The organism is Luteimonas sp. 100069 (assembly GCF_003813845.1).
GTDB lineage: Bacteria > Pseudomonadota > Gammaproteobacteria > Xanthomonadales > Xanthomonadaceae > Luteimonas > Luteimonas chenhongjianii.
The window spans coordinates 172,366-196,957 of the sequence record NZ_RPFN01000004.1 but is presented as its reverse complement, the minus strand read 5'-3'; the positions used below and the strand labels follow the sequence as shown (position 1 = coordinate 196,957).

General features: G+C 70.3%; 25 protein-coding genes. 10 read left to right on the top strand and 15 right to left on the bottom strand.

All coding sequences use genetic code 11. From position 1 onward, the window contains the following. Nucleotides 1-160: 160 nt before the first annotated feature. On the bottom strand, nucleotides 161-1,675 hold the full coding sequence (locus EGK76_RS09960) for a YifB family Mg chelatase-like AAA ATPase (protein ID WP_123832504.1): 1,515 nt from the start codon (nucleotides 1,673-1,675) through the stop codon (nucleotides 161-163). Nucleotides 1,676-1,684: 9 nt separating this feature from the next. Next, entirely contained in the window at nucleotides 1,685-1,975 is a 291-nt protein-coding gene (locus EGK76_RS09955) for an accessory factor UbiK family protein (RefSeq protein WP_123832503.1), read from the bottom strand. A 218-nt stretch (nucleotides 1,976-2,193) separates the two neighbouring features. Between EGK76_RS09955 and EGK76_RS09950 the strand changes: the two genes are divergently transcribed. After that, nucleotides 2,194-2,532 carry a P-II family nitrogen regulator gene (locus tag EGK76_RS09950; RefSeq protein WP_096008039.1) on the top strand — a complete coding sequence of 113 codons (339 nt, stop codon included), beginning with the start codon at nucleotides 2,194-2,196 and terminating at the stop codon, nucleotides 2,530-2,532. A 412-nt stretch (nucleotides 2,533-2,944) separates the two neighbouring features. Here EGK76_RS09950 and speE read toward each other — a convergent pair whose 3' ends face one another. Then, the gene (gene speE / locus EGK76_RS09945) at nucleotides 2,945-3,796 is read right to left on the bottom strand and encodes a polyamine aminopropyltransferase (RefSeq protein WP_096296866.1); all 852 of its coding nucleotides are present in this window, start codon (nucleotides 3,794-3,796) and stop codon (nucleotides 2,945-2,947) included. Nucleotides 3,797-4,085: 289 nt separating this feature from the next. Here speE and speA point away from each other — a divergent pair, with 289 nt between their 5' ends. Then, a complete protein-coding gene (gene speA, locus EGK76_RS09940; protein ID WP_096296867.1) occupies nucleotides 4,086-5,975 on the top strand; it encodes an arginine decarboxylase in 1,890 nt (629 codons plus the stop codon). 12 nt (nucleotides 5,976-5,987) lie between these two features. On the opposite strand, the gene EGK76_RS15400 is transcribed toward speA, so the two are convergent. Further along, a complete protein-coding gene (locus EGK76_RS15400; RefSeq protein WP_158613480.1) occupies nucleotides 5,988-6,431 on the bottom strand; it encodes an EF-hand domain-containing protein in 444 nt (147 codons plus the stop codon). A gap of 220 nt (nucleotides 6,432-6,651) precedes the next feature. Here EGK76_RS15400 and EGK76_RS09930 point away from each other — a divergent pair, with 220 nt between their 5' ends. Continuing rightward, nucleotides 6,652-7,608 (top strand): MBL fold metallo-hydrolase, encoded by a 957-nt coding sequence (locus EGK76_RS09930; RefSeq protein ID WP_199730898.1) that lies wholly within the window; start codon nucleotides 6,652-6,654, stop codon nucleotides 7,606-7,608. Between the two features lie 160 nt (nucleotides 7,609-7,768). Here the strand turns inward: EGK76_RS09930 and EGK76_RS09925 are convergent, their stop codons facing one another. The 6 genes from EGK76_RS09925 to argS all read right to left on the bottom strand — a co-directional run bounded on the left by EGK76_RS09925 (nucleotide 7,769) and on the right by argS (nucleotide 13,663). Next, entirely contained in the window at nucleotides 7,769-8,521 is a 753-nt protein-coding gene (locus tag EGK76_RS09925) for an SDR family NAD(P)-dependent oxidoreductase (protein WP_096296868.1), read from the bottom strand. 91 nt (nucleotides 8,522-8,612) lie between these two features. Next, nucleotides 8,613-9,395 (bottom strand): UPF0149 family protein, encoded by a 783-nt coding sequence (locus EGK76_RS09920; protein WP_123832502.1) that lies wholly within the window; start codon nucleotides 9,393-9,395, stop codon nucleotides 8,613-8,615. 133 nt (nucleotides 9,396-9,528) lie between these two features. After that, nucleotides 9,529-10,092, bottom strand: a complete 564-nt coding sequence (locus EGK76_RS09915) for an isoprenylcysteine carboxylmethyltransferase family protein (RefSeq protein WP_096296870.1) — start codon at nucleotides 10,090-10,092, stop codon at nucleotides 9,529-9,531. 38 nt (nucleotides 10,093-10,130) lie between these two features. Next, nucleotides 10,131-10,502: a hypothetical protein gene (locus EGK76_RS09910; protein ID WP_123832501.1), complete on the bottom strand. Its 372-nt coding sequence runs from the start codon at nucleotides 10,500-10,502 to the stop codon at nucleotides 10,131-10,133. Between the two features lie 636 nt (nucleotides 10,503-11,138). Continuing rightward, nucleotides 11,139-11,930 (bottom strand): SPOR domain-containing protein, encoded by a 792-nt coding sequence (locus EGK76_RS09905; RefSeq protein ID WP_123832500.1) that lies wholly within the window; start codon nucleotides 11,928-11,930, stop codon nucleotides 11,139-11,141. Next, nucleotides 11,930-13,663: an arginine--tRNA ligase gene (argS, locus tag EGK76_RS09900; protein WP_123832499.1), complete on the bottom strand. Its 1,734-nt coding sequence runs from the start codon at nucleotides 13,661-13,663 to the stop codon at nucleotides 11,930-11,932. The genes EGK76_RS09905 and argS overlap by 1 nt, the downstream gene beginning before the upstream one ends. 42 nt (nucleotides 13,664-13,705) lie before the next feature. Between argS and EGK76_RS09895 the strand changes: the two genes are divergently transcribed. Then, the gene (locus EGK76_RS09895; RefSeq protein ID WP_123832498.1) at nucleotides 13,706-14,515 is read left to right on the top strand and encodes a TSUP family transporter; all 810 of its coding nucleotides are present in this window, start codon (nucleotides 13,706-13,708) and stop codon (nucleotides 14,513-14,515) included. Nucleotides 14,516-14,557: 42 nt separating this feature from the next. Here EGK76_RS09895 and folE read toward each other — a convergent pair whose 3' ends face one another. The 3 genes from folE to EGK76_RS09880 form a co-directional block, all read right to left on the bottom strand. Then, complete coding sequence (gene folE, locus EGK76_RS09890; protein ID WP_096300213.1) at nucleotides 14,558-15,169, bottom strand: GTP cyclohydrolase I FolE; 612 nt, start codon at nucleotides 15,167-15,169, stop codon at nucleotides 14,558-14,560. Between the two features lie 51 nt (nucleotides 15,170-15,220). After that, a complete protein-coding gene (locus EGK76_RS09885; protein WP_096296875.1) occupies nucleotides 15,221-15,601 on the bottom strand; it encodes a hypothetical protein in 381 nt (126 codons plus the stop codon). Nucleotides 15,602-15,726: 125 nt separating this feature from the next. Then, on the bottom strand, nucleotides 15,727-17,133 hold the full coding sequence (locus EGK76_RS09880) for a serine hydrolase domain-containing protein (RefSeq protein ID WP_199730897.1): 1,407 nt from the start codon (nucleotides 17,131-17,133) through the stop codon (nucleotides 15,727-15,729). 104 nt (nucleotides 17,134-17,237) lie between these two features. Between EGK76_RS09880 and EGK76_RS09875 the strand changes: the two genes are divergently transcribed. The 4 genes from EGK76_RS09875 (at nucleotide 17,238) to EGK76_RS09860 (ending at nucleotide 21,874) form a co-directional block, all read left to right on the top strand. Continuing rightward, complete coding sequence (locus EGK76_RS09875; RefSeq protein ID WP_123832496.1) at nucleotides 17,238-17,801, top strand: DUF1190 domain-containing protein; 564 nt, start codon at nucleotides 17,238-17,240, stop codon at nucleotides 17,799-17,801. 1 nt (nucleotide 17,802) lies between these two features. Then, entirely contained in the window at nucleotides 17,803-18,984 is a 1,182-nt protein-coding gene (locus tag EGK76_RS09870) for a glutathionylspermidine synthase family protein (protein WP_123832495.1), read from the top strand. Nucleotides 18,985-19,230: 246 nt separating this feature from the next. After that, a complete protein-coding gene (gene dbpA, locus EGK76_RS09865) occupies nucleotides 19,231-20,622 on the top strand; it encodes an ATP-dependent RNA helicase DbpA (protein ID WP_096296879.1) in 1,392 nt (463 codons plus the stop codon). Between the two features lie 31 nt (nucleotides 20,623-20,653). Beyond that, on the top strand, nucleotides 20,654-21,874 hold the full coding sequence (locus tag EGK76_RS09860) for a glycosyltransferase (protein ID WP_123832494.1): 1,221 nt from the start codon (nucleotides 20,654-20,656) through the stop codon (nucleotides 21,872-21,874). A gap of 131 nt (nucleotides 21,875-22,005) precedes the next feature. On the opposite strand, the gene EGK76_RS09855 is transcribed toward EGK76_RS09860, so the two are convergent. Both EGK76_RS09855 and EGK76_RS09850 read right to left on the bottom strand, forming a co-directional pair. After that, on the bottom strand, nucleotides 22,006-22,260 hold the full coding sequence (locus EGK76_RS09855; RefSeq protein WP_233580250.1) for a LysR substrate-binding domain-containing protein: 255 nt from the start codon (nucleotides 22,258-22,260) through the stop codon (nucleotides 22,006-22,008). A 32-nt stretch (nucleotides 22,261-22,292) separates the two neighbouring features. Beyond that, entirely contained in the window at nucleotides 22,293-22,685 is a 393-nt protein-coding gene (locus tag EGK76_RS09850) for a barstar family protein (protein ID WP_096296881.1), read from the bottom strand. A gap of 261 nt (nucleotides 22,686-22,946) precedes the next feature. Here EGK76_RS09850 and EGK76_RS09845 point away from each other — a divergent pair, with 261 nt between their 5' ends. After that, on the top strand, nucleotides 22,947-23,393 hold the full coding sequence (locus tag EGK76_RS09845; protein ID WP_123832493.1) for a DUF3597 domain-containing protein: 447 nt from the start codon (nucleotides 22,947-22,949) through the stop codon (nucleotides 23,391-23,393). A 240-nt stretch (nucleotides 23,394-23,633) separates the two neighbouring features. Further along, complete coding sequence (locus tag EGK76_RS09840) at nucleotides 23,634-24,530, top strand: plasmid stabilization protein ParE (RefSeq protein ID WP_096296883.1); 897 nt, start codon at nucleotides 23,634-23,636, stop codon at nucleotides 24,528-24,530. Nucleotides 24,531-24,592: the final 62 nt, after the last annotated feature.

Sequence of the window (24,592 nt, the reverse complement as noted above, 5' to 3'; positions counted from 1 at the left end):
CGCAGCCTCCCGGAAGCGGTAACAGCGCAAAAGGCCACGCCGGTCGTGAGCGGGAGTGGGTGCATGGTTTCCCCGGGGAATTTGCGTGGCACGCTGGCATGCCGGCAATCCGATGGCGTTGGAAGAAGTCGTCAGGTGCGGAGCGTGGCTGGCAACGGGATTAGGCAGCGCCCATCTCGGCGCTGCCGCTGATCCCGCGATATCCGAGCGCCTCGGTGAGGTGCACCTGGCTGATGTCCGTGCTGCCGTCGAGGTCGGCGATCGTGCGGGCGACGCGCAGGATGCGGTGCATTGCGCGCGCCGAGAGGTGCAGGGCTTCGATCGCACGCTCGAGCAACGCCTGGTCGGCGGAGCCAAGGCGACAGTCACGGGCGGTGCCGCTCTGGTCGAGCCGGGCGTTGAGCACACCTGCACGCGCGTGCTGGCGGGCGTGCGCCACGCCGACGCGTGTGGCGACGAGCGCGCTGGGCTCGCCGCCGGGGGCGTCGGGTCGCAGCGCAGCGGGGGGCAACCGGGGCACTTCCACGTGCAGGTCGATGCGGTCCAGCAGGGGACCGGAGATCCGCGCCCGGTAGCGCGCGATGGCATCGGCCGAGCAGCGGCAGCGTCCGGAGATGTCGCCGGCCCAGCCGCATGGGCAGGGATTCATCGCCGCCACCAGCTGGAAGCGGGCCGGAAATTCGCTCTGGCGCGCGGCCCGGGAGATCGTCACGACGCCCGACTCCATCGGTTCACGCAGCACTTCCAGCGCCTGGCGGCTCCATTCGGGCAACTCGTCGAGAAACAGCACGCCGTTGTGCGCGAGGGACACCTCGCCGGGCCGCGGCTCACCACCGCCACCGACCAGCGCGATCGCGCTGGCGGTGTGATGCGGGCTGCGGAATGGCCGCGCGCGCCACACGGTGGGATCGAGACCGCGTCCGCTGATCGACTGCACCGCCGCGGTTTCCAACGCCTCTGCCTCGCTCGACGGCGGCAGCAGGCCGGGCAGGCGCGAAGCCAGCAGAGTCTTGCCGCAGCCGGGCGGCCCCACGAACAGCAGGTGGTGACCGCCGGCCGCCGCGATCTCGAGCGCCCGGCGCGCCTGCGTCTGTCCACGAACATCGCGCAGATCGATCGACGGCAATGCACGTTGCGGTGGCGGCGTGGCCCGGGGCAGGGTCTTGCGCCCGCCGAGCATCGCGCAGACCTCCAGCAACGTGCGCGCGGTATGCACCGGCACGTCCGAGGCCAGCGCCGCCTCCGCGCCATTGGCCACCGGCACCAGCAGTGAGCGCCCGGTGCCGGCGACCGCGAGCGCAGCGGGCAGTGCGCCGTCGATGCCACGCAGCTCGCCGGTCAGTCCCAGCTCACCGAGGAATTCCCAGTCGCGCAGTGCCTCGGCCGGAATCTGCCCGCTGGCGGCCAGGATTCCCAGTGCGATCGGCAGGTCGAAGCGTCCGCCGCCCTTGGGCAGGTCGGCAGGCGCAAGGTTGACGGTGATCCGGCGTGCGGGAAATTCGTACTGCGCGCACTGGATGGCGGCACGTACCCGGTCCTTGGCTTCCCGCACCGCGGCTTCCGGCAATCCGACGATCGACATCGAGGGCAGACCGCCGCCGAGATGGACTTCGACCTTGACCTCGGGGGCGCGGATGCCTGCGCGCGCACGTCCGTGCACGAGCGCAAGTCCCATGGAGTCTCCTCAGTGCGCGTTGCTGCCGGTACTGGCGGTATCGCCGCCGGTGGAGTGCGATGCCTGCGCTTCGATCTGGCGCACCTGGGCTTCAAGTGCCTCGAGCTTCTCGCGCGTACGCAGCAACACCGCGCGCTGCACTTCGAACTCCTCGCGGGTCACGAGATCGAGCTTGGCAAGTCCCGACTGCAGCACCGCCTTGAAGTTTTCCTGGATGTCGTCGCGGGTTTCGCGCAGGCCGGGCGGCACCAGGCCACTGAGGCGGCGGGCCAGTTCGTCGATGGTGTTGAGGTGGATCATCACAAGTTCCTCGATTGCAGGCTCAGACTCGCGCGGGGTGGGATCGCATGCCGTCGGCTGCGGCCGTGGGCCGCAGTAGGGAATCCCTGCGCCTCGCGGGGCGGCACTACAGCATGCGGGTCGGGACGCGACAAGCGGCCCGGTGCATGGATCGTGTGGGGCCGCCCGTGAGCGTGGCGTATCCTTTCCCCGAATCCATTTCCGGGGAGGGCCATGCGATGAAAATGGTCATGGCGATCATCAAGCCGTTCAAGCTCGACGACGTGCGCGAAGCACTCGCCGATGTCGGCGTCAACGGCATCACCGTTACCGAGGTCAAGGGCTTCGGCCGCCAGAAGGGCCATACCGAGCTCTACCGGGGCGCCGAATACGTCGTCGACTTCCTGCCCAAGGTGAAGCTCGAGATCGTGGTCACCGACGACATCGTCGACAACGTGGTCGAGGCGATCCTCAAGTCGGCCGGCATGGGCAAGATCGGCGACGGCAAGATCTTCGTCTACGAGCTCGAGCGCGCGGTGCGGATCCGTACCGGCGAACTGGATGCCGACGCGATCTGAGCTACGGCTCACGGCTGAACGCCCGCGCAGGCACGCGAGGCAGTGGCCGTCGCGGCCAGCCCAGCGGCGGGTCGATCAGCGCCTGGCGACACGTCAGGGTGTGGCTGTCAGCTGAGGAGGGGATGGCCACGGGCCTGGACGCTTCGGGCTGCCCTTGCAGATGCGCAGTCACGACAACGACTCAGCGCATGCGCCTATGGCGCGGACCGGTTCTGCGCGAAGCCGCCGACCGTCAGGGGCGTGCATTACGGTCCCGGCAACATCCGCCGGGAGGCCGAGGTTACGCCGAGTCCGCGTGGTCATTCACCTACGGGAGCGAGGCGCGAGTCTCCGCATCAGCGGACGCCTTCTGGTCGTCCGCGATGGGCGCGCATAGTGCGCGCCCGGTAACAGGGTTGCCTCTGCGGAGCGTTCAGCCTTCGCCCAGCGCCTTCGCCACGAACGGCGGCAGCGACTGCGCGCCCTTGTGGATGTCGGCGGTGTAGTAGAGCGTTTCGAACGGCTTGGCGCGTGCGTCGGCCTCGCGGAAGTCGAAACCCTGGCCCTTGCGCGCCAGCGTGCAGCTCCACCAGCCGGTCGGGTAGCACGGCTGCGGGAACGGCAAGGTCTGGAACGTCGTAAAGCCGGCCTTGCCCATCTCGGCGCGCATGGCCTGGATCAGCTCCAGCAGCACCAGCGGCGATTCCGACTGCTGGACGAGGATGCCGTCGTCCTTCAGCGCGCGGTGGCAGCTTTCGAAGAACGCCTTGTTGAACAGGCCTTCGGCCGGGCCGACCGGATCGGTCGAATCGACGATCACGATGTCGACGCTGCCGGGCGCGCAGTTCGCCATGTAGGCGATGCCGTCATCGAAGAGGATCTCGGCGCGCGGGTCGCTATTGGATTCGCACAGCTCGGGAAAGTGCTTCTCCGCCATGCGCGTGACCTGCTCGTCGATGTCGCACTGCACGGCCTTCTCGACGCCCGGGTGACGCAGCACTTCGCGCAGCGTGCCGCAATCGCCGCCGCCGATGATGACGACGGTCTTCGGCGCGGCGTGGGTGAACAGCGCCGGGTGGGACATCATCTCGTGGTAGAGGAAGTTGTCGCGCGTGGTGACCATCATCGCGCCGTCGATCAGCATCACGTTGCCCCAGTCGGTCGATTCATAGATCTCGATCTTCTGGAACGGCGACTGCACCTCGTCGAGCTTGGCGTTGACGCGGAACCCGATCGCCGAGCCGGAGTTGTCGAAATTCTCGTAGAGCCAGGTCGGGGCGGTCATGCGCGCAGGTCCATGGGTGTGGGGGGCGCGCATTGTAGCCGAGGGTCCGTGACCGCTCGGGGTCGCCGGGCCCGCTTCGCGGCGGAAATCCGCGCCCGCATGCGCGGCGCCCCCCCACAAAGACCGTGGATGGGGCCCAGCCAAGCCTCGCGCGGCGGGTGCGCACGGTCGCCCATGCGCCCCAGCGTTCGCGCCCGCTGCCGGTGCCGGTGCCGCTGGACGCGAGTCACCGTCGCTTGGGGCGCCAGCCCCTAGACTATGCGGCCCACGTACACCCGGAATGCCGCCGATGACCGCCTGGTCCACCGACCTCGCCCGCAAGACCTATTCGATCCCGCACTGGAGCGAAGGGTATTTCGACGTCGACGACGCGGGTCGCATCGTCGTGTCGCCGCGCGGCGCCCACGGCCCGACCATCGCACTGTCGGAGGCTGTCGATGCGGCGCGCGCCAATGGCGCGCAGCTGCCGATGCTGGTGCGCTTCCCCGATATCCTCGGCGACCGTCTCGCGCGGTTGCAGGAGGCATTCGCGCAGGCCCAGGCGCAGTGGGAATACCCGGGCGGCTACACGGCGGTCTACCCGATCAAGGTCAACCAGCACCGCGGCGTTGCCGGCACCCTGGCCAGCCACCACGGTGACGGCTTCGGCCTGGAAGCGGGCAGCAAGCCGGAACTGATGGCGGTGCTGGCGCTGTCTCGGCCGGGTGGGCTGGTGGTCTGCAACGGCTACAAGGACCGCGAATACATCCGTCTGGCGCTGATCGGCCGCAAACTCGGGCTGCAGACGTTCATCGTCGTCGAAAAGCCTTCCGAACTGGCGCTGGTGATGGAAGAGGCCGCCGCGCTCGGGGTCAAGCCGGGCCTGGGCGTGCGCATGCGGCTGGCCTCGCTGGGGGCCGGCAAGTGGCAGAACAGCGGCGGCGACAAGGCCAAGTTCGGCCTCAACCCGCGCCAGCTGCTGGACCTGTGGAAGAAGCTGCGCGATGCCGGCATGGCCGACTGCCTGCAGCTGCTGCATTTCCACATGGGCTCGCAGATCTCCAATGTCCGCGACATCGCCAACGGCATGCGCGAGGCGACGCGCTACTTCGTCGAGCTGAGCAGGCTTGGCGCGGTGATCAGCCACGTCGACGTCGGTGGTGGTCTGGGTGTGGATTACGAGGGCACCCGCTCGCGCAGCTACAACTCGGTCAACTACAGCGTGCGCCAGTACGCCGGCTCGATCGTGCAGCCGCTGGCCCAGGCCTGCGCCGAGCACGGGCTTACCCCGCCGCGCATCGTCACCGAATGCGGCCGCGCGATGACCGCCCACCACGCGGTACTGGTCGCCAATGTCTCGGAAGTCGAGCGCGCCCCCGAAGGCCGCGTGCCTGACGTCCACGATGACGAGCCGGCAGTGGTCGCCAACCTGCGCGAGTTGCATGGCGAACTGAGTTCGCGCCCGGCGGTGGAGCTGTTCCACGAAGCGCAGCACCAGCATGCCGAGGGCCTGGCGCTGTACGCGCTAGGCCAGCTCGATCTCACCCATCGCGCGCGCATCGACGATCTCTTCTATGCGATCGCCCATGCGGTGCGCGCGCGCCTGACCTTCGACGAGAAGAGCCACCGTCCGCTGCTCGACGAACTCAACGAGCGCCTGGTCGACAAGTACTTCGTCAACTTCAGCGTGTTCGAATCGATGCCCGATGTCTGGGCGATCGAACAGGTGTTCCCGATCGTGCCGATCGAACGTCTGGACGAGATGCCCGAGCGTCGCGGCGTGATCGCGGATCTGACCTGCGATTCCGACGGCAAGATCGACATCTACGTCGAGAACGAGGACCTCGACAGCTCGCTGCCGCTGCATCCGCTGCGCAAGGGCGAGCAGTACCGGCTGGGGTTCTTCATGGTGGGCGCCTACCAGGAGATCCTCGGCGACATCCACAACCTCTTCGGCGACACCGATGCGATCGAAGTGAAGATCGATGGCAACGGCTTCGCGGTCGCGCAGCAGCGCCGCGGCGACACCACCGACGTGATGCTGGACTACGTGGGCTATGCACTGCCGGACCTGCGCGCGCGCTATGTCGAGCTGGTCGACGATGCATCGCTGCCGGGCGACGAATCGCAGCGGCTCAAGGATGCGCTCGAGGCCGGGCTCACCGGCTACACCTATCTGGACGACACACCGCTGGAGTGATGCGGGCCGCGCTCAGCGCGGCGCGACGCCGAACAGCTGTCGCGCCTCCTGCAGCGTCACTTGGCCGTCCCGGTCGAAGTCGGCCTGCAGCAGCAGGCCGAGCTGCCCCTGCTGGAAGTTGGCCAGGGTGATGCGGCCATCGCCGTCGAGATCGTAGAAGGCGAGAACGCCGCTAATCACCTTCGCCTGGAGGTCGGGCGGAAGCGACGAGGCGCCCGCATCGAGCTGCTGCTTGCGGACTTCGGCAACACTCCAGAGACCGTCGCCATCGAGATCGTGCCTGCGGAATTCGCGGGCGGTCGCCACGTCGCTTTCGGCCACGGTGATCACGCCGTCACGATTGGCATCGGCCTCGCGGAACACGCTCTCGACCTGCGCAGCGCCGCGTGGATTGCTCCAGCACGGCAGTGTCATCAACAGCAGCGGCATCAGCGTGGCGGCGGAGAATCCCTTCATTGCGTGGCGTCCTGCCTGGGGTTGCCGACACGTTAGCAAGGCGCGCAGCGCTCGGACTCGCGGCGGGGCATCGGATTTCCCCGCGTGCGCCGGCTGCGAATCGTCGCGGCCGCCATTCGCGACATGCAGTGGGCCGCAGGCGACGGCATTGCGGGCCGGCGCGCGGTCTATGCTGCGCCGATCGCGCGCCATGCCGCGCCCACGCCGACAGAGGTTTCCAATGCGTCGCTTCAATGCCCACCGCGCCGTCCTCGGCCTCGCGCTCGCCGCCGCGCTCACGGCCTGCGCCGATCCCGCGCCGCCGCCAACCACGGTCGACGCACCGCCGCCGCCGATGGCGACGGTCGATACCGCGCCCACCATCGAAAGCGCCGACGTCCATCGTTTCCGCATCGGCACGCTCGACGCCGCGGTCCTGCGCGACGGCGACATCGCGTTTGCAAATGACGGAAAGACGCTGGGCATCGGCGCGCCCAGGGCGGAGCTGGACGCGGTCCTGACGAAGGCGGGCGAGGGGACCGACACCGTGCGCCTCGGCGTGCAGGCGCTGCTGGTGCGCAGCGGCGATCGCGTGCTGCTCTTCGACACTGGCGCCGGTGAGGCGAAGTTCGCCGATGCAGGGCGCCTGCCCACGTCACTGCGCGCGGCCGGCATCGAGCCCGACCAGGTCAGCGACATCTTCATCAGCCACGCCCATGGCGATCATGTCGGTGGCCTGGTGGATGCGGCGGGCCGGCCGATGTTCGCCAATGCGACCGTGCACCTGTCGGCGCCGGAATGGCAGGCGCTGCAGGGCGATGCCTCGAACGCCGCGCTCGTCGCCGCGATCGCGCCCCGTGTCGACGCGTTCGCGCCGGGCGCGGGGATTCTGCCGGGCGTCACCGCGGTCGAAGTCGCGGGCCACACACCCGGCCACAGTGCCTTCGAGATCGCTTATGGCGACGCGCGCCTGCTCTACATCGGCGACGCGGCGCATCATTTCGCCGTCTCGGTGCAGCGTCCGCAATGGACGATCGCGTTCGATGGCGACGCGTCCACTGCCGGGGCCAGTCGCGAAGCCCTGCTCGCGCGGGTGGCGGACAGCGGCCTGACCATCGCCTCGCCGCATTTCCCGTTCCCGGGGCTGGGCCATATCGTGCGCCGTGACGACGGCTTCGTCTGGGCGCCGCTGCAGTAGCGGCGCGGCCAGCGGTTTCTGCGGCGCCCGTATCCGCCTTCGGGGCGGGCGCCACGCGTGCAGAGGAGTCGCTCGGGTTGCGCAGTGGCAGGCGCGGCCTCCGCGCTGCGGTTCGCGCGGCGAGGCATAGCCCGCGGCCCCGCGGGCGCTGTAGACGGAATCAGGCGTCGCGGTGGATCTGGAAGCCCGCGAACGACTGGCTGACCGGCATCACCTCGATGCGGTTGATGTTGAGATGCGCGGGCAGATTGGCCAGCCACCACAGGGTGTCGGCGATATCGTCAGCCGTGATCGGCTGCGCACCGGCGTAGAGCGTGTCCGACGCCGCCTGATCGCCTCCGGTGCGCACCAGGGTGAATTCTGTTTCGGCCAGCCCCGGCTCGATCGAGGTCACGCGCACGCCGGTGCCGTGCAGATCGCTGCGCAGGCCCAGCGAGAACTGGGTGACGAAGGCCTTGGTGCCGCCGTAGGTGTTGCCGCCGGGGTAGGGATAACTGCCCGCGACCGAGCTGACGTTGAGGATCGCGCCACGGCGCTCGATCAGCACCGGCAGCAGCGCATGAGTCAGCGTGACCAGCGCGGTGATGTTGGTGTCGATCATCTGCCGCCACTGCGCAAGGTCGGCGCGCTGCGCCGGCGCGGTGCCGAGCGCGAGGCCGGCATTGTTGACCAATGCGTCGATACCGCGGAAATCCGTCGGGATCGCATCGAGCGCGACGCGCATCGCGGCTTCGTCGCGGATGTCGAACGCGGCGGTGTGCAGACGCTCGCCGCCATGCGTCTCCACCAGCGCCTGCAGACGTTCGGCACGTCGCCCCGTCGCGACGACGCGCCAGCCGCCGGCCAGGAAGCGCGCCACCGTGGCGGCGCCGAAACCGGACGTCGCGCCGGTGACGAGGATGGTGCGGGTCATTGCGGAATCTCCGTGGGGCCATGCGCGCCGGCACGCACGGCGCGATCGATTCGGAACTCGTGCCGGCGCATGTCGCGCCGGCGGGCGCGGCTCACTGGGCGGCCTGATCCGCGCCGCAGCACTTCTTGTACTTCTTGCCGCTGCCGCAACTGCAGGGATCGTTGCGGCCGGGCACGTCCGCGCGCTTGGCCGGCGCCGGGCGCCGGTCGTGCAGGCGCTGCAGGTACATGTCGTAGAGCATGTCGGGGATGTCGTAGGACAGGTCGAAACGCTCGTCGAGGGTGAGCATCTCGACCTCGGTCATCTCCGCGTCCTCGAGCTGCGAGACATCGACGATCGCCAGGCGGGTGATCACGCCCAGGTCGTTGTCGATCGCATCGTGCTCCTGCATCCAGCTCGACCATTCGTCTTCGTGCTGCGCTGCGCCGCGCAGGAAGCCCGCCGCCCAGGCCGCGGCGAACGGGAAGTCGGCGGGGATGCCGTCGAGCGCGTCGTCATGGCCATTGGTGACCGGCGCGGCGTCGCCTTCCGGTTCCGGCGGCAGGCCCAGCAGCGGCATCAGCGCTTCGCGGTCCTGGGTTTCGGCCGGATCGTGGCGGATCCGCTGGCCCACTTCTGCCGCGAGTCGTGCGATCAGGGCTTCGGCCTCCCGGGTCTGGCGCTCGTCACGCCGCGCCACCGGGCCGGTGCCCCAGACCGCAGGCAGCACCGTGGACAGGTCCACCTCGACCGGCCCGACCGCCAGCGCCGACAGGAAACCGTCGAGCATCTCCAGGTTGCCGAGCCCCGTCTGGGGGTCGCTGCAACGGTCCAGCAACTGGTCGAGGCGATCGAGTTCGGCGTCGGTCAGGGCGGTCGCGGAGGGAATGGTCATCTGGGAGTCCTCGCCGATGGCGATACGGGGGAACGCGGCGGCCGCGCCGGACCTGTCGATCGACAGCCCGGCGCCGTCGCGCACGCGACAGGGCCGCACAGTTTAGCGCCCGCGTCCGCGCCGGCGCCGGGAGTTACCAGACGCCGGGCAGCAACCGCCGCGTGGCGCGCGCATAGCGCGGATAGTCCACCGGGAATGCCGCCGACAATGCGGCTTCCTCGACATCGATGCGCCGCCGCAGCGCGAGCCACAGGGGGACGGCGACCACCAGCGGCGCCGCCCAGCTGCCGAGCGCACACACGAACCCGGCCAGGGTCGTGCACAGCCCGGTGTAGGCGGGGTGGCGCACGACGCGGTAGGGCCCGCTGCGGATCAGCCGGTGATCCGGCGCGATCGCCACGTCCACGGTGAAATGCTCGGCGAGCACGCGGATCGCCCACCAGCGCAGCAGCATGCCCAGCAGCATCAGCGTATTGCCGCCCCACAGCAGGAACGGTTGCCACGCAGCGGGCAGGCGTCCGGGCGACCACAGCGCCACGAACACCGCGGCCCCGACGCCGCCGCCGATCACCAGCACCAGGCGCGCCAGGGTCCCCCCATCACGGCTGCGGTCGGTCGCGCGTCGCCGCAGTCCGATCCAGAGTTCGCTCGCGCACCACAGTGCGCCAAGCGCCGCCAATACGAGCATGCCTGCCATGGATGACTCCAGAACAACGGGAGGACAGCCTTGCAGCCTCAGTGTGAGGTTGGAGTCCGCGGCGTGGCATCGCCCGGGGGCGCGGCCGTATCGGCGCCCGGATCGACCGGTTCCGACCGCGTCCGGCGGCGCCCGGTGGTGGACTTTCCGCGCGTGCGCGCCCGGCTTGCGCGGTGCTTCTGCAGCATGTCCTCGGCCAGCACCACATCCTCCGACAGGATGCCGGCGGCGCGCGCGATCGCGATCCGCGCCGCGGCGCGGTTCTCGTCGGGATTGGCCTGCAGCAGTTCGCGGATCGCCTCGCGCACCGAGGCCTGGGCGTTGTGCTTGAGCTTGAGTTCGCTGCCCTGCTGGAACAGCGCCAGCAGCGCGTCGACGACGGGTTTGATCAATGCGGCTTCGATGGTCATGGCGCTCGTCTCCCTTGAGCACCCAGTGTCCGCAGACCGATCGCGCGGACTGCGATCGGACTGCGACGGCCGGCACGGAATCGGGCGACAGCGGCCTAGATCGGGAGGCGGGGCGGCCTGCGGGGCGAGGGCGGGCCTCGAGCCAATCTTGCCGGGGGGAGGCTTGAGCCCCTCTCCGCGGGAGAGGGTGGGTGAAGACCGAACGGGTCCGGCGGAGCGCTTTTGCGGAATCCGGATCCCGCGAGGGCGTTCCTCACCCCACCATTTGCTTCGCAAATGGTCGCCTCTCGGCGGGGGAAGTCGGCGGCGTCCTCCGGCTTGCCTTGAGTTCCTCTCCCATCAGGAGAAGGGGCTGGGTGAGGCCGAACCTCGCGCCGGGTCCGGTGGAGCGCTTTTGCGGAATCCGGATGCCGCGAGGGCGTCCCTCACCCCACCATTTGCTTCGCAAATGGTCGCCTCTCTCGGTGGGGGAGAGGGCTGGGGTGAGGCCAAGCCTCGCGCCCGGTGGAGCGCTTTTGCGGAATCTGGATGCCGCGAGGGCGTCCCTCACCCCACCATTTGCTTCGCAAATGGTCCCCCCCTCTCCCTGGGGGAGAGGGGCCTCGGTGTCTTCCGCCTTCGGCGGAAGACGCGCTTTTACTGAGCCTTGATCGCCAGTGCCGGCAGACCGCCGTTGCCGAGCTTCTGCTTGGCTTCTGCAAGATCGGTCGCGGTGCCGTAGGGCCCCATGCGCACGCGATAGACGGTACGGCCAGCCGCCTGGCCCGATTCCACCCGCGCCGACAGCCCGAGCAGGGCGATCCGGGCCTTGAGGGCCTCGGCATCGCCCGACGCGCTGAACGAGCCGGCCTGAAGGATGTAGCGGGCATCGCTGTCGCCGGCAGGCGCCGGGGTGGCGGCCGCAGTGGCCGGCGTCGCCGGGGCCGGCGGCTGCGCACGCGCGGTCGCGGGGGCTTCCGGCAGTGGCTGCGGCTGCGGCGACGTGGCCGCGCCACCCGCCAGGTCGGCGGCGTCGGGATGCCGCGCCTGCAGGGCCTGCTGCTGCGCCTCGGCGCGGCGCTGGCGCTCGGTCTCGGCGCGCGCGCTGGCGGCCAGCTCGGCGTCCGTCATCGGGACTTCCTGCTCGGGCAGCATCGTGTAGAAATCGTAGTCGGGCGAGGCGGAGGTCTGTGCGGTCGCACGCGGGCGCTGACCGGCGGGCGTGGGCAGTTCCGGTTCGTCCTCGCCGGTGCTTGCCGCCGGCTGCGCGTCCGGGTTCGGGCTCGGCCGGAAGAAGCCGTCCTGGGCATCGGGCTTGAGCAGGCGCGGCACCGCCAGCACCACACCCAGTGCCAGCACCACGCCGATGATCATCCACGCCCAGCCGGGCAGGCTGCCGGAGTTGCCCGTGCTGCGCCTGGCCTGTGATTTTCCGCGTCTTGCCGCCATTACATCGCCTCCGGGGCCTGCACGCCGAGCAAGGTCAGGCCGTTGCGCAGTACCTGCTGTACCGCGGTGGCCAGTGCCAGCCGTGCGTCGCGTACGTCCGCTTCGTCGACCAGGAACTGGTGGTCGTTGTAGTACGTCTGGAAGGCCTGGGCCAGTTCCAGCAGATAGGTCGCGATCAGGTGGGGTTCAAGCTGCGCGCCCGCGGCAGCGACGATCTCGGGCCAGCGCGACAGGTCGATCAGCACGTCGCGAAGCGCCGTGTCGGTCATGTCGGGCAGCTGTGCCAGGCCGTTCTGCAGGTCGAACGCCAGGCCCGCCTCGGCGAGCTTGCGCTGCAGGCCACAGATGCGCGCATGCGACAGCTGCACGTAGTAGACCGGGTTGTCGAGCGACTGGCTGCGGGCCAGGTCGATGTCGAACACCAGCTGCGAATCGGGCTTGCGTGCCACGAGGAACCAGCGCGTCGCGTCGCGCCCGGCTTCCTCGATCAGGTCCCGCAGGGTGAGGTAACTGCCGGCGCGCTTGGACAGCTTCACTTCCTCGCCGCCGCGCATCACCGTCACCATCTGGTGCAGCACGTATTCGGGGTAACCCTCCGGAATTCCGGCGTCGAGCGCCTGCAGCCCGGCCCTCACCCGCGCCAGCGAGCCGTGGTGGTCGGCGCCCAGCTCGGTGATCGCGCGCACGTAGCCGCGCTGCCACTTGGACAGGTGGTAGGCCACGTCGGGCACGAAGTAGGTATAGGTGCCGTCGGACTTGCGCATCACGCGGTCCTTGTCGTCACCGTAGTCGGTGCTGCGCAGCCACAGCGCGCCGCCCTCCTCGTAGGTGTGGCCGTGGGCGATGAGCTCGCGCACGGTCTCCTCCACCTTGCCGTCGGCGTACAGCGACGATTCGAGGAAGTACACGTCGAAGGACACGCCGAATGCGGCGAGGTCGGTGTTCTGCTCGCGACGCAGCCAGGCCACGGCGAAGCGGCGGATCGCATCGAGATCGTCGACATCGCCGGCGCCGGTGATCGTCTGGCCGTCGATCTGCAGCGTGGCGCCGTCGAGATACGCGCGCGCCACGTCGGCGATGTATTCGCCGTTGTAGGCATCGGCCGGCCAGTCGGTATCGCCCGGGCCGATGCCCTTGGCGCGCGCCTGGGTCGAACGGGCGAGGTTCTCGATCTGCACGCCGGCGTCGTTGTAGTAGAACTCGCGCTTGACCAGCCAGCCGTTGGCGTCGAGCACGCGCGCGATGCAATCGCCGATCACCGCGGCGCGGCCGTGGCCGACGTGCAGCGGGCCGGTGGGGTTGGCCGAAACGTATTCCACGCCGGCGGTCCGCGAGCCGCCGCTGTCGTTGCGGCCGAAGCTGTCGCCCTGGGCGTGGACGGCGACCAGCTGGTCGCGCCAGGCCGCGGCGGCGAAGCGGAAATTCAGAAAGCCCGGCCCGGCGATGTCGATGCGTTCGATCGCATCGCTGGCCGGCATCGCACCGACCAGTGCCTGCGCGATCGCGCGCGGATTCGACTTCGCGGGTCTGGCCAGCAGCATCGCCGCGTTCGTCGAGGCATCGCCGTGGCTGCGGTCCTTCGGACGTTCGACGGTGAAGTCGGGCATGGCGAGGTCGGCGGGCAGCGTGCCGGCATCGCGCAGGGTGGCGATGGCCTGCTCGACGAGCGGCTCGATCAGGGCGCGGAGCTGGGATTTCACGTGGGTGCGCGTCGGGGACAAACGGCCTCGCATTGTACGCCAGCGGGCCGGCCCACCGGCACGGGCGGGGCGGGTATGCTGCGCGCCCCTTTTCCGTGGTTGCCGGCCCTGGACGCGCTGTTTCCGGAACTGCTGTGGCTGCTGTGCGTGGCGCTGATGGCCGGCGTGGTCGATGCCGCGGTGGGCGGCGGCGGCCTGGTGCAGCTGCCGGGGCTGTTCACGGCGCTGCCGCAGCAGTCGCCGGCGGCGCTGCTGGGCACCAACAAGTTCAGCGCGATGTTCGGCACCGCGACTGCCTGCTGGCGGTATGCGCGCACGGTGCGCTTTCCGTGGACACCGGTGCTGCTCGCGGCCGCCACCGCGTTCGTGTTCTCGTTCCTGGGCGCCACCGCGGTCACCCTGCTGCCGCGCGATCTGGTGCGGCCGCTGATCCTCGGCCTGCTGATCGCGATGCTCGCCTACACGCTCATCCGCAAGGATTTCGGTGCCCTGCACCGGCCGCGCACGCTGGGCCGCGCTGATCTGGCGATCGCGCTGGCAATGGGCGCGGCCATCGGCTTCTACGACGGCCTGTTCGGCCCCGGCACCGGCAGTTTCCTGATCTTCCTGTTCATCCGCTTTTTCGGTCTCGACTTCCTGCGCGCGTCGGCGGCGTCGAAGGTCGTGAACCTGGCGACGAACCTCGCGGCGCTGTCGTTCTTCGTGCCGGCCGGCCACGTGCTGCTGGCGTTCGCGGTGCCGATGGCCGCGGCCAATGTCCTCGGCGCGGTCATCGGCACGCGGCTTGCCCTGCGCGGCGGCACGCCGGTGATCCGCAAGCTGTTCGTGGCGCTGGTGGTGGTGCTGATCGCGAAGATGGGGTGGGACACCTTCGCCGGCGCCTGATGCGCGCAGGCACCGGGCGGCCGACGCCCGGCGCAGCGGGTCTCAGCGGCGGACGCCGCCGACCTGGATGAACTGCAGGAATTCGGCGCGGGTGCGCGCGTCCTCGCGGAAACTGCCGAGCATGGTCGAGGTGATCATGCTGACCCCGCGCTTGTGCACGCCGCGGGTGGTCATGCACTCGTGCGCGCCTTCCACCACCACGCCCACGCCAAGCGGCGCCAGCGCACGCTGGATGCAGCCGGCGATCTGCGCGGTCATCTTTTCCTGCACCTGGAAGCGCCTGGCATAGGCCTCGACCACGCGGGCGAGCTTGCTGATGCCCACGACCTTGCCGGCCGGCAGATAGCCCACGTGGACCTTGCCGATGATCGGCGCCATGTGGTGCTCGCAGTGGCTTTCGTATTCGATGTCGCGCAGCACGATCATCTCGTCGTAGCCGGCAACCTCTTCGAAGGTGCGCGCGAGGTAGGCGTCGGCGTCGAGCGCGTAACCGCTGAACCACTCGGTATAGGCCTTGGCCACGCGTCGCGGCGTGTCCAGCAGGCCTTCGCGGGCGGGATCTTCCCCCGCCCAGCGCAGCAGGGTGCGCACTGCCGATTCGGCTTCGTCTCGGCTCACGCCGTGGCGGGCGTCGTCATCGGGGGATCGGGTCATGGCGGTCGCGGCGGCAAAGGGCGCCATGTTACCGCGTGGCAAGCGACGGGCTCAGTCGAGGTCGTGGCGCGACTGTCGGGTGGTACTGGGACAGGGCGGATCGTTGGAAGCGGTCGCGCGCGCCCAGGCATCTTCGACCGCGCCACGCGCCTCCACCCAGCCCAGGCGCGAATGCCCGCGTGCCGCGTCCCAGCCATGTTCGAGCTGGGCCTCGATCTCGTCGAAGCGGCGGCCGGCATGGCGTTGGCGGCAGTCGCGTCCATAACGGTAGGCGGGAGCGTAGTCATCCCAGTGCCGTCCGGCCGAGTAGTAGGGCGCCTGGGCAAGGCCGGGTTTGAACTGCGCTTCGAGGGCCTCCTCGCCGGCCACCGCGGCATCGGCAGGGGTGAGGTCTTGCTGGACCGAGCTGGTGTGGTGGGGATCGTTATGCATGGGCGTCCGGCGGCACGACAGCGCCAGGAAAGCGGGAGAGGGTGCGACCAGGGGCGAAACTAGTGGCGCACTCGTTGGACATGGGTGAAACCCGCCTATCCATCCCTGCCCCAACCAGCCTGGATTCAGGGAGCGGGCACGCCTGAACCGGGCAACGCTTCGAGTACCGCCCCGGCAAAACGCGCCGGATCGAAGCGTTTGCCGGTCGGATCCTCCCCGCGGCGCACGAGGACCACGCCGCGGGACGGCGTCACGATCACGTACTGGCCACGGTTGCCGAAGGCCGCGAACGTGTCGGGCGGGACGCCGGGCGAGCGCTGCATCAGCCACAGGGTGGCTCCGTATCCGAAGTCGCCCTCGGGCTGCGGGCCCGACGGGGTCGTCGCGGCGCGGACCCAGCCTTCGGGAAGCATGCGCCGGCCGTCGAACAGGCCATCGTTCTGCAGCAGCAGGCCGAACCGGGCGAGATCACGCGCCGTCGACCACACCTGGCTCGACAGCACGAAGCCGCCGCGCCAGTCGGTCTCGGCCCGGGTGCGGGTCATGCCCAGTGGCCAGAACAGATCCGTGAACGGCCGCGACAGGGCGCGTGCCTCGTCGCCGCTGATCGCGCGCAGCGCATGCACGGCCAGCACGCTGTCATTGTTGGCGTAGCGGAACCGGCTGCCGGGCGGATGCACCAGCGGCCAGCCGGTCGCGGCCTCGGCCACGGTGACGCCGCCGAAATACAGCGCATCGGTGCGGTTGCCGGCGGTGTCGCTGTGCAGGCCGCTGGACATGCGCAGCAGCTGGTCGACGGTGATCGCGCGTCGCGGATCGCCCGGCGCCTGCCATTCGCTCACCGCAGCCGGCGCCGCGGGGTCGAGCTCGCCGGCGGCCTGCGCCACGCCGACCAGTGCCCCGGCCAGGCTCTTGGCCACCGACCAGGTCCGCTGCGAGACGTGCGGGCCGAAGCTCTCGCGGTAGCGCTCGGCAATGATGCGGCCGTCCTGGACCACGATGACGGCAGTGGTCGCGTGACCGTCGCCGTAGCGACCGGTGTCGAACGCGTCGGCGACGGCCTGCTCGAGCGCGGCGCGATCACCACGCGGTGCGGCGGTCGCATCGCGGTCGCCCAGCGGCCAGGGCGCGTCGTCGAGCTGCGGCGCGGCGGCGTCGAAACGCGGCAGCGCGGCGATTGCCTCCGCTGCCGCGCCGATCGGCAGCTGCGTGCAGCCCAGGTTCGGGCGCCAGGCGGCAATCCGCGGCGGCAGGGCGACATCGAAGGCCACCGAGACGGTCCGCGCAGCCGGATCGACCACGGCGTCGAGCGCATCCACGGCGGCCTGGTATTCGGGATAGATGCCGACCAGTTCGAGCGCCTCGACCTGCGCCGGCGTCCGGCCGGCATTGAAATGCGCGCTGCACAGGGTGAGCGCCTTGTAGCCGGCGGCGATCGCACGTGCATGCAGGGCCTGCTCGCGCTCGCCGCCCGTCTGGGCGGCCACGCTCGTCGTGGCGAGCAGCAGGGGCAACAGCAGGGCATGACGCATCGGCATTCCGGTCTCGGGGCTGAACCCCAGTGTAGAGGGACCGCTTTGCCGCACGCCGCGCGGGGGGCATGATGGACGACCCGCACACACGACGGCGCACGGACATGACCGACGCACGCGATACGCGACGCCTCAAGCGTTCGAAGACCACCGCGTTGCTCCTGATGGGCACCGCGCCCCTGCTGTTCAGCGCCTGCCAGCGCGATGCGCCGGTGCAGGTGCAGGAAGGCCTCTACACGTCGGTCGAAAGCTGCGCGCAGGCGATCGGCGATACCGCCACCTGCCGCATCGCGTTCGAGCAGGCCAAGCTGCAGGCTGCCGACACCGCCCCGCAGTACAGCAGCCGCGCCGAATGCGAGGCCGAGTTCCCGGCAGAGGAATGCGTGGAACAGAAGACCTCGGCCGGTCATTCCTTCGTCGGCCCGCTGATGGCGGGTTTCTTCCTGTCGCAGATGATGAACAACCGGGCCGGCGCAGCTGCCGCCCAGCGCACCGCACAGGCGACCCCGGCGTTCCGCGACAACCGCCAGGGCTGGCTGCGTCCCAGTGGCGCGCCCGGCGCGGGCCGTGCCGGCATGGCCCCGGTATCGATGACGCCCGATCGCGCGGTCACCGCCAACCGCGGCGGTTTCGGCCGCTCGGCCACCGGCCGCAGTACCGGCGGCTGAGGTGCGGCGCGTCGGGATCGTCGAGCGCGGCGACTGGCAGGCGCAGGCCGCCGAGTGCGGTTTCCGGTTCCATACCATCGATGGCGCGCGCTACTGGGACGAGCGCGCGTACTACGCGTTCACGATGGCGCAGATCGAACACGATCTCGAAGACCCCAGCGCCGAGCTGCATCGCATGGCGATGGCGCTGGTCGACGAGATCGTCGCCAGCGATGCGCTGATGCAGCGGCTGGCGATCCCGGCGGAATTCCGCGACTGGATCGCTGAAAGCTGGCGCCGGCGCGAACCGCATCTCTACGGCCGGCTCGACCTGGCCTACGACGGCACCGGTCCGGCCAAGCTCTACGAGCTGAACTACGACACGCCGACCTCGCTGTTCGAGGCCGCGTTCTTCCAGTGGCAGTGGCTCGAGGACCAGCGCGCCTCGGGGCGCCTTCCGCGTGAGGCCGACCAGTTCAACTCGATCCACGAGGCCCTGGTGGACCGGTTCGCCGAGCTTGCCGCGAGCCTGCCGCCGCCGCTGCTGTTCGCCGCCGTGCGCGACTCCGAAGAGGACCAGGGCACGATCGCCTACCTGCGCGACTGCGCGGCGCAGGGCGGCCTGCACGGCGAGGCGATCGCGCTCGAGGACATCGGTCTCTCCGAGGATGGGCGCTTCACCGACCTCGACGACGTGGTGATCGGGTCGCTGTTCAAGCTCTATCCGCTCGAGGACCTGTTCCACGACGACTTCGGCCGCGCGCTGCCCAAATCCGGCCTGCGCCTGATCGAGCCGCCGTGGAAGGCGCTGCTCAGCAACAAGGGCCTGCTGCCGCTGCTGTGGGAGCGGCACCGCGGCCATCCCAACCTGCTGGCCGCCGAATTCGACGACGGCGGCGACCTGCCTGCCGGTTGGGTGCGCAAGCCGCTGCATTCGCGCGAAGGCGCCAACATCGAACTGCACCTGGCCGATGGCCAGCGCCTGCGCAGTGACGGCCCCTACACCGGTCCGTGCATCCGCCAGGCCGCGCATCCGCTGCCGTCGTTCGACGGGAATTTCCCGATGGTCGGCAGCTGGATCGTCGGCGACACCGCCTGCGGCATCGGCGTGCGCGAGGACGACTCGCCGATCACCCGCGACAGCGCCCGCTTCCTGCCGCATGCGATCGTCGAGGACGGGGCGCAGGTGGTGTTCGCGGCCTGAGCACGTTCTCGCGCTGGCCATCGGCGCCGGCCTCGGTGGCGCGGGCCCATGTCCGCGTGCGCGCGACGGGGAAACACGAGGTGCCGTCGACTCCGGATCTTGCCCGCCGGATACCGGACGCGTGGCAGGAAGCGCGGAGCCCGAGCGGTGTCCGCAGCCCGGATTCCCGCGCCGCCCGAAGCCGGATTCCCGCGCCCCGCGCGACCGCAGCCGGTACATCGCCCCCACTCCTGCGATCATGTGCGCATGACCACGCCTCTTCCGTTCTCCACGCTCGACCTGTCGCCCGCCCTGTTGCAGGGCGTCGATGCCCTCGGTTACACCGCCATGACGCCGATCCAGGCCGAGGCGCTGCCGCCGATTCTCGAGGGCCGCGACGTGGTCGCCCAGGCGCCCACCGGCAGCGGCAAGACCGCCGCCTTCGGCATCGGCCTGCTGCGCAACATCGACACGGGCCTGATCGAAACCCAGGCGCTGGTGCTGTGCCCGACCCGTGAGCTGGCCGACCAGGTCGGCAAGCAGCTGCGCAAACTGGCCACCGGCATCCCCAATCTGAAGATCTCGATGCTGTGCGGCGGGATTCCGCTCGCGCCGCAGCTGGCGTCGCTGACCCACCCGCCCCACGTCGTCGTCGGCACGCCGGGCCGCATCCAGGAGCTGGCCAAGAAGAAGGCCCTGCACCTGCGCCACGTGCGCACCCTGGTGCTCGACGAGGCGGACCGCATGCTCGACATGGGCTTCGAGGAATCGATCCGCGACATCGTCAAGCGGGTGCCGCCGACGCGGCAGGGCCTGCTGTTCTCGGCGACGTTTCCGGAGGAGATCCGCAGCCTCGGCACCGCGATGCTGCGCGAGCCCGTGCAGATCGGTGTCGCCGGCGATGCGCCGGCGCCGACCATCGAACAGATCTTCCACGAGGTCGAACCCGCGCGCCGCGCGCCGCTGCTGGCTGCATTGCTGCTGCGGCACCGGCCCGAATCGGCCGTGGTGTTCTGCAACACGCGCGCCGACGTGGACGAGGTCGCAGGTTCGCTGAACCACTACGGCTTCGATGCGCTCGCCCTGCACGGCGACATGGAGCAGCGCGACCGCGACGAGGTGCTGGTGCGCTTCTCCAACCGCAGCGGCAACGTGCTCGTGGCCAGCGATGTCGCCGCGCGCGGACTCGATGTCGAGGACCTCGCCGCGGTGGTGAATTTCGAACTGCCGCACGACGCCGACACCTACGTGCACCGCATCGGCCGTACCGGCCGCGCCGGGCGCAAGGGGCTGGCGCTGAATCTGGTCACGCCGCGCGAGATGCCGCGTACCGCCTTGATCGAGGCGCACTTCGGCGCACCCGCGCGCTGGGAAAAGCTGCTGCCGCTGAGCGGCCGGGCCAACGACGTGCCGGTCGCGCCGATGGTGACCCTGCGCATCGATGCCGGTCGCAGCGACAAGCTCAGGCCCGGCGACATTGTCGGTGCGCTGACCGGCGAGGCAGGACTGCACAAGGACGCGATCGGCAAGATCGACGTCTTCGCCACGCGCAGCTATGTCGCCATCGCCCGCGGCAAGGCCCAGCAGGCGGTCTCGCATCTTCGCGAAGGCAAGATCAAGGGCCGCCGGTTCCGCGTCCAGCTGCTCAAGACCAGCTGACCTCACCCGCCCTGCGCCAGACTGTCCGGTCATGCGTCTGCTGATCATCACCTATGGCACCGAGGGCGATGCGCGCCCGCTCGCCGCGCTCGGCAGCGCGCTGATGCGTGCGGGGCACTCGGTCCATCTGCTTGGCGATGCCGACACGCTCGATACCGCCACCACGCTCGGCGTGCCGGCGACCGGCCTGGCCGGCGACATCCGCGGCACGCTCTCGCGCATGGGCGCGATGCGGCAGATCGAACGCGCGCTGATCCGCATCGTCGAGGCGCGCACGCCCGAATGGATGCAACAGGCCATGGCGCTCGCCGAGGGCTGCGATGCGGTGATCGTGTCCGGCCTCACCGCCTTCGTCGGCCTGTCGGTCGCCGAGGCGCGGGGCGTGCCGGCAATCGGCGCGATGATGATCCCGATCAGCCCGACGGCCGCGTTCGCATCGCCGCTGGTGCCGCTGCGGGTGCCGCGTGCGCTGAACCGCCTGTCCCACGACTTCGTCAACGGCATGGTCTGGCGCACCTTCCGCGCGACCACCAACCGTGGCCGCGCGGCGATCGGGCTGCCGGCGCGCAGAACGCTGCCGATGGCCCACCCGGTGCTCTACGGCATTTCCCCGGCGCTGCTGCCCAACGTCGACGACTGGCCGGCCGATGCGGTCGCCTGCGGCCAATGGGTGCCCCCCTCGCAGGACTGGACGCCGCCGGCGGCGCTGCAGGCGCTGCTCGGCGCCGGCCCGCCACCGGTCTACATCGGCTTCGGCAGCATGAGCGGCTTCGATGCGGCGCGCGTGCGCGAGGCGGTGGTCGCGGCGGTCGGGGACCGGCGCACCCTGTTCAATCCCGGCTGGAGCGGGATCGACACCACCGGCCTGCCGCCCAACATCCACGTCATCGGCAGCGCGCCGCACGACTGGCTTCTGCCGCGCTGCGCGCTGGCGATCCATCATGGCGGCTCGGGCACCACCCATTCCGCGTGCCGGGCCGGGATTCCGTCGGTGATCCTGCCGTTCGCCGGCGACCAGCCGTTCTGGGCGCGGCGCCTGCGCGCGCTGGGCATCGCCGACCGCGTGCTGTCGGGACGGCGCCCATCGGCGCGCCGGCTCGCCGCCGCGATCGCCTTCGCCGAGCGTGCGGAGACGCGCGCGCACGCCGCGGCGCTCGGTGCGCGGATGCAGGACGAGGACGGTTGCGCCGCCGCAGTCGCATGGCTCGAGCGGCGTGTCGCGCCGGCCGGCGCCGGAGCCCCCGCCGGCTGAGGCGCGGCCCAAGGACGCCGCAGCCGGGTGCGCCGGCGGCGCGCCGGCCGCATGGTCCCGCACTCGGCCAGCGTTGCGCGCGGTCCTGCCGGCCGGCAGGTTGGCCAACGCGCATCGGACGTCGGCCTGCCTCAGCCGACCTTGCGGAAGCGGCGCACGTGTTCTATCAACGCACGCAGTTTCGGCGGCTGGTTGCGCCGGTCGGGGAAGTACAGGAAGAACCCTGGAAATGGCGGCAGGAACCTGTCGAGCAGCGTGACCAGCTCGCCGCGCGCCAGATAGGGCGCGAACGTCTCCTCGATGCCGACGGTGATGCCACCACCGGCCAGAGCGGTGCGCACCATCAGCAGCATGTCGTTGGTCGTGACCTGCGGCTGCACGGCCACGTCGAAGTCGCGGCCGCCCTCGCGGTCGAAGCTCAGCGCGGCACCAGGGCGATGTTGGGATGCGCGGCAATGACGGTCAGCACGATGTCGAAGAAGGTGGGGCCGGTGCCCGCGTCGAGCGCCGCGAGTTCGCGCTCGATTCGCGCGCTGTCGTAACGCGTGGGCATTGCGAGCTTGGCCTGCAGCCAGGTGCGTGTGGCGGGGATGCCGAGTGCGGCGCGACTGCGCTCGAATTCCGTCCACACCAGGGTCGCCCGCGCCTCGCCATCGAGCGCGCCGTAGACGCCGTGGAGCAGGTCGTCGAAGGCATCGAGGCTGTGGGCCAGAGCCCAGTCTTCATCGGCCATGAAGACCCGGTTGACCTCGTCGAAGAACGAGGTGATGTCGTGGATACGACTGCCGTCGAGGGTGAGGATGTTCGGCATCGGTCGTTGCACTCGGGAAATGGCGCAGCGCGCATCATCGGGAGCGCGCGGGAACGTTGCGTCAACGCTATCCGAACGCCTGTGCGCCCGCCAAGGACCTGACGCAATTGGTCCGTGTGCGCCGGCGGCTGATGCGATGCGCCGTGCCCGATATTCGGGAGCCGCTGCGGTGGGCCGGTACGACACGGCCCACGGTCCTTTCATTCGACCTTTGCGAACGCCCACCCACACTCGCCGCTCCCCTGTTCCGGAGCACTACCCATGGGCCTGTTTTCCAAGATCTCCGACCGCATCTTCGGTCGCAAACCCGCCGCCAAGCCCACCGCCACGCCGGGGGGCGCGGTCGCCAGGCCGGCCGCGGTGATCTTCACCGGCAGCAAGAACGACCCCAAGGTGTCGCCACCGTCGCGCAATCCGGCCCCGGCGCCTGCGGCGGCAGCCCCGGCCGAGCCGGTGGACGTCGAAGCGGTCCTGACCGACATGGCGGCCAAGAAGGGCGGCCCCAGCGACTGGCGGCATTCCATCGTCGACCTGCTCAAGTTGCTCGACCTCGATTCCAGCCTCGAGGCCCGCAAGGAGCTGGCCACGGAACTGGGCGTCAATGCCGGTGCGGCCGGCAGCGCCGAGCAGAACATCGCCCTGCACCGGGCGGTCATGCGCAAGCTTGCCGAGAACGGCGGCAAGGTGCCCGACGCACTGAAGGACTGAACGCCAGCGCCGCTGCCCGGCGCCGGGCCGTCGGCGCCCGGCCGCCCGGTCCGCGGACACGCCGGCGCAACAGCCGTGCTGGCGTGTTCCCGATACATCACAGCTCGGGCGAAGGCCGATCCTCGCGACAGGCGCACCCGGTCGCGCCCGGCTTGCCCGGACGCGCGTTACGATGCCGCTCCCACGTCGCAGCCGTAGATCCCTGATGAAGGTCCGCATCTCCGGCGAATCGCTGGCCGCATGAGCAAGGCGTCGCGTCACGCGGGGGGCCAGGCCACGTCCCGGATCGACCGTCTGCAGCCCTGGATCGCCGCGTTGGCGAGCGCATTGCTGCACTTGTGGTTCGCCTACCTGCTGCTGACTTCGCAGCCGATCGTGATGACCACGCCGCAGGGCGCGTCCGCCGGCAGCCGCATGGTCGTCGACTTCGTCGGCATCACGCCTTCCCAGCCGGTGGTCGCACCCGTTGCCCGCCCCGCGCCCGCGACACCTCCAGCGCAGTCGGCCCCGGCGGCCTCGCGCGTGCGGACCACGCGCGTCGAGCAGGCCGAAGCCCCGGTGCCGCCGGAAGCACCCGATCCCGCCGACGCCCTGACCGAGGTCCGCCCGCCGCAGCCTGCGCAGCAGCCAAGCGACGTGCCGCCCGTGCCCGTGCAGTCTCCGGCCGACGCCGGCCAGGGCGCTGCGCAGACGGCGGCCAGTCCTCCATCCCAGCAGCGCCGCCAGCATGTGTGGGGGCAGCCGCCCGGCATGCTTCCGGAAGAAACGGCGCCGGTGAACTCGGGGCTCTCCCGCAGCCCCAGCGTCGGCCGCGGCCGTGGCCGCGATGCGTCTTCCGACCTGCCCAGCCTGGAGGTCGGGGGCTATCAGGTGATCTACGACACCACCAGCGAGACCCGCCTGCGCGAATGGCGCGACCAGGGCGTCAGCGAACTGTTCATCCCCTTGCCGGGCACGCGCCGGCTCATGGTGTGCCCGCTGGAGACGGCGCTGCGCCGCGAGTCCAGCGACTGCCGGATGGTCGACCCGGAGGATCCGCAGATGCGCGGTATCGGCGATGCGCGCGAGGTGATCGGTTTCCATCGCGTCTACCGGCAGGGCGAAGTGGTCTGGCGCGGACCGGGGCCCTACCGCTGAGGGCAGCGCGCCCCGCACGGCAGACCGCGCACTACGCGAGCCTCTCCGGTGGGCGTCACGGC